General features: G+C 73.7%; 2 protein-coding genes and 1 pseudogene. 2 read left to right on the top strand and 1 reads right to left on the bottom strand.

Annotated elements, in window-relative coordinates:
- Together OZN99_RS28430 and OZN99_RS28425 are read left to right on the top strand one after the other, a co-directional pair.
- Positions 1-439 (top strand): annotated as a pseudogene (locus OZN99_RS28430) (alpha/beta hydrolase family protein); the annotation flags it as partial.
- 229 nt (positions 440-668) lie between these two features.
- Positions 669-1,163 carry a DUF3455 domain-containing protein gene (locus tag OZN99_RS28425; protein WP_270938585.1) on the top strand — a complete coding sequence of 165 codons (495 nt, stop codon included), beginning with the start codon at positions 669-671 and terminating at the stop codon, positions 1,161-1,163.
- A gap of 40 nt (positions 1,164-1,203) precedes the next feature.
- Here the strand turns inward: OZN99_RS28425 and OZN99_RS28420 are convergent, their stop codons facing one another.
- The gene (locus OZN99_RS28420; protein WP_270938584.1) at positions 1,204-2,784 is read right to left on the bottom strand and encodes an ABC transporter substrate-binding protein; all 1,581 of its coding nucleotides are present in this window, start codon (positions 2,782-2,784) and stop codon (positions 1,204-1,206) included.
- Between the last annotated feature and the right edge of the window lie 335 nt (positions 2,785-3,119).

Below are 3,119 nucleotides of genomic sequence, written 5' to 3'. Positions count from 1 at the left end.
CGGCGGCGACCGCGGCCTGCCCCTGCCGGAACGGCGGCTGCGCGCGGGCATCGCGCTGTCGCCCTCGCCGCCCCGCGGCCTGCCGCCGCGCCTGGCCTTCTCCCGCATCGCGACGCCCATGCTGCACGTCACCGGCACGCGCGACCATGGCTGGGTGGAGGGTGCGACGCCCGAGGACCGGGAGATCCCATTCCGCTTCATCGAGGGCGCGCCGCAGGCGCTGGCCGTGCTGGACGGCGCGCCGCACGCGGCCTTCGCCGACGAAGCCGCGGCCGGCGGGCGCTGGACGGACCCGACCTACCACGCGCGCACCGCGGCGCTGGCGGTGCTGTTCCTGCGCGCGGTGCTGCTGGACGATGAGGCAGCGCGCGCGGCACTGGCCGCCGGTGCGCCGGACGTGCTGGCCGAGGGCGACCGGCTGGAAACGAAGGGCTTCTGATCAGGCGTCGCCGACGATCTGCCGCACGCGCCCCGTGCCCAGGCACTCCTTGCAGGGCGCGCCATCCCGCCGCCCGCTGCCGCCGCAGGCGGGGCAGGTGACCTCGCCGGTCGGGGTCGGGCGGTTTGCGTCACGGCGCGAAGCCGCGCCGACACCGACGAAACCCGCCCTTCGTTGAGGGTGGGCGGCCACGGCTGCTTGGGTGGCGCCGGCAACCGGAGACACCGCCATGCGACCCGTCCTCCCCCTCGCGGCCATCGCCGCACTGCTCGCCGTGCCGCTCGCCGCCCAGCCGGTGCCCGCGCCGGAGGGGCATTCCGTGCGGCTCGTGCTCGGCGCCGACGGCGTGCAGGTCTATGCCTGCGAAGCGCGCGCCGGCGCCCATGCCTGGGTGTTCAAGGGCCCCGAGGCCGCGCTGTTCGATGCGGCCGGCCGGCAGGTCGGCACGCATGGCGCCGGGCCCTTCTGGCGGCTCTCGGCCGATGGGGCGACGGTCGGCGGCGAGGTCGCCGCGACCGCGGCCGCACCCGTCGCAGGCGCGATCCCCTGGCTGCTGCTGCGCGTGCGCCAGCGCGAGGGTGGGGCCGGGTTCGGCGGCACCGCATGGATCCGGCGCATCGACACGGTGGGGGGCGCGCCGCCGCGGGAAGGCTGCGACGCGGCGCAGGCCGGGCAGGTGGCCCGCATGCGCTACGCCGCCACTTACGAATTCCTCGGCGAGTAGCGGATCCGGCGCGCGCCGCCGCGGCGACGCGCGCCGAGCCTCAGTTCCCCACGCGCACGAAGCGCAGCGGGAACCAGTTGTCGGCGAGCTGCTGCAGCTGGATGTTGTTCCGCGCCGCCCACACCACGGTCTGCTGGTGCAGCGGGACGTGTCCGGCCTCCTCGGCGTGGATGCGCATCGCCTCCTCGATCATCGCCTTGCGGCGCTCGGCGTCGGTCTCCACCGCCATCTGCTGCACCAGCTCGTCGAAGCGCGCATTCGACCAGCCGCCGACATTGAACATGCCGCGGTCGCCCTGGCGCGATGCCATCAGGTTGAAGAAGGCGTTGTGCGCGTCGTAGGTGTTGGGGGTCCAGCCCAGCATGTAGAAGCTGGTGTTGTAGCGCGGCCCCAGGATCTCGGCGAAGTAGCGCGCGCGGGTCTGCGCGGCCAAGTTCACCCGGATGCCGACGCGCGCCAGCATGGACACGACGGCGGTGCAGATCGCCTCGTCGTTCACGTAGCGGTCGTTCGGGCAGTCCAGCGTCACGCCGAAGCCCTGCGGATAGCCGGCCTCCGCCAGCAGGCGGCGCGCGAGGTCGGGGTTGTACTCCGGCACACGGTCGACGGCGTCGGTGTGGCCGCTGATGCCGGGGCCGATCATCAGCCCGGTCGGACGCGCCTGGCCGCGCATCACGGTGCGCACGATGGCGTTGCGGTCGATGGCGTGGTTGACCGCGCGGCGCACGCGGACGTCCTGGAACGGGTTGCGGCCGCGCACGTCGGACTTCAGCAGCTCCGGCCGCAGCTGGTCCATGCCAAGGTAGATGGTGCGCAGCTCCGCCTGCTGGTGGATGCGGATGTTGGGCGTGCGCGCCAGCCGGTCCGTGTCCTGCGGCGGCACGGTGTAGACCATGTCCACCTCGCCGCTGATCAGGGCGGCGATGCGCGTCGCGTCGTTGGCGACGACGTTGAACTCCACGCGGGTCAGGTTGTGCTCCGGCCGGTCCCACCAGGCCGGGTTCGGCGCCAGCACCGTGCGGCGGTCGGGCTCGCGGCTGACCAGCACGAAGGGGCCCGTGCCCATGGCGTTGCGGGTGGCGAAGTTCTCCTCCCGCGTCGTCAGGTCGGCGCTACGGGTGGCGTTGTTCCGCTCCGCCCAGGTGCGCGACATGATGCCGATGCCGGTGATCTCCTCGAGGAAGATCGGGTTCGGCACATGCGTCTGGATGTCCACGGTGAGGTCGTCGACCTTCCGCACCTCCTTCACCGAGGCGAGGCTGCCGCCGACATTGGAGCCGCGGTCGCGCGCGCGAGCGATGGAGAACGCGACGTCGTCCGCCGTGAAGGGGGTGCCGTCGGAGAAGCGCACGCCGGGACGCAGGTGGAAGCGCCAGACATCCGGCGCGGGCTGTTCCCAGCGCGCGGCCAGCGCAGGCTCCACCTGCAGCTGGCGGTTGCGGCGCACCAGCGGCTCGTAGACGTTCGCCATGAAGCTCAGCAGGAAGGTCTCCTGCCGGGCATAGGGGTCCATCGAGTTGACGTCGCCGTCATTGGCCCAGCGGAAGGTGTTGGCCTGCGCGACCGGCGCCTGGAGCGCGGTGCCGGCCAGAAGTGCGGCGGCGAGAAGGGTGCGGCGCATGGGTGGTCTGTCCCTGGTGTCGGCGGGCCAAGGATAGGTCGCGCGGCGTGCAAAAGAAAACGGGGGCCCATGCGGGCCCCCGTGCAGTTCCGCCCTTGCAGGCGGCGATGCCCTGCGCGCCTTCCGGCGCGCGGGCTTTCCCGTGTCCCTCGGCGACCCGATCCGGACCGCCGGGCCTTGCGGCCCTCCGGTCCCCGGGCGCCTCAGGCCGCGCGCAGCGCGCGCGGCAGGTCGGCGACCGCGCTGTCGATCAGCGCGGCATCGGCGGCGGCATCGACGCTGGAGGCCAGGACCTCCCGCGCCGCGGTCACCGCGATCTCGGCGGCGGCGCCGCG

It is taken from the genome of Falsiroseomonas oryzae, from assembly GCF_027856955.1.
Lineage (GTDB): Bacteria > Pseudomonadota > Alphaproteobacteria > Acetobacterales > Acetobacteraceae > Falsiroseomonas > Falsiroseomonas oryzae.
The sequence above is the reverse complement of the archived record's forward strand: the minus strand, read 5'-3'. Positions and strand labels throughout refer to the sequence as shown.

Coding starts and splice junctions, on each gene's coding strand:
- OZN99_RS28425 (WP_270938585.1), top strand. CDS start 669: ATGCGACCCGTCCTCCCCCTCGCGGCCATCGCCGCACTGCTCGCCGTG.
- OZN99_RS28420 (WP_270938584.1), bottom strand. CDS start 2,784: ATGCGCCGCACCCTTCTCGCCGCCGCACTTCTGGCCGGCACCGCGCTC.